Annotated in this window: 1 protein-coding gene; it reads right to left on the reverse strand. The window is 46.3% G+C overall.

The window, feature by feature from the left end:
- On the reverse strand, positions 1-1202 hold a 1202-nt coding region (locus A3739_RS20510; protein ID WP_156502721.1), incomplete at both ends, for an AMP-binding protein.

Consider the following 1202-nt stretch of genomic DNA (forward strand, 5'->3'; position numbering starts at 1 on the left):
TTGACCCAGAACATTTTCAACTTCTGTCGTTGATACATTCTCGCCTTTCCAACGGAAGGTATCCCCTAGACGATCGACAAACTGAGCATGTCGAAATCCTAAGTCACGCATCATGTCGCCAGTGTTAAACCAAGCATCGCCCTGCTTAAAGACATTACGCAAAATAGTTTTCTCTGTTTTTTCTGGCTCGGTATACCCATCGAAAGGAGATTTTTCATTAATTTCACCGAGCAACAATCCCGCTTCGCCTCGACTTACTTTTCTCATATAACCATTAGAAAAACGACGCGCTTCTTCTGCATCGAGGTCATATTGGACAATGGCGTAAGGAACAGGAGAGAAACCGACGGTATTGTCTAAATTGAGCACATTCATAAAGCCGACATTGCCTTCGCTCGAGCCATAAAACTCATGCACGCGATCAATATCAAAACGCTGTTTAAATTCGCGCCAAATTTCTGGCCGAAGCCCATTGCCAAACATCACACGCACTTTGTTTTCACGCTCAATATCGCTCGGAGCTTGCGCCACTAAGTACCGGCACAACTCGCCGATATAGCACAAGGCAGTCACTCCTTGCGAAACCACATCATGCCAATATTTACTTGCCGAAAACTTTCTTACCAATACTAAGGTTGCACCACTCGATACGATACTAGACCAAGCCACAACCATCGCTGTCGCGTGATAAAACGGCAAGGGAACATAAACGCGATCATCACTACGCAACTGAATACACGCTTCCCCAATTCCACCGTAGGCTTTCATATATCGCCCATTGGTTAATATGGCGGCTTTCGGTAAGCCCGTTGTGCCCGACGTGTAAAAATAACAAAGAGGATCATTCGCTCGGATGTGTTCACTATGCGGGAGGTTCTGCTCACTCTGGTTACCAGCGACTGCCATCAAATCATAGGCATTTTTAGGCGTATCATTCGTAGCTTTATCAGCGACCCATAACACACTTTGATCGCCATCAGGCAGCGCTGACTCAACAGCCATACAAGCGTCGAACAACTCTTCACCGACAATGATGCGCTTGGGCGAAACCAAACGAATACTATGTTCAAGAACATTGCCTCGCTGCGATGTATTGATCAGCGCAGCAATTGCCCCCAACTTCGCTAACGCCACAACGCATAGTAATAACTCAACACGATTTTCCATCATGACAACAATCGTATCGCCCTTTACCGTCCCTG

It is taken from the genome of Oleiphilus sp. HI0067 (assembly GCF_001635735.1).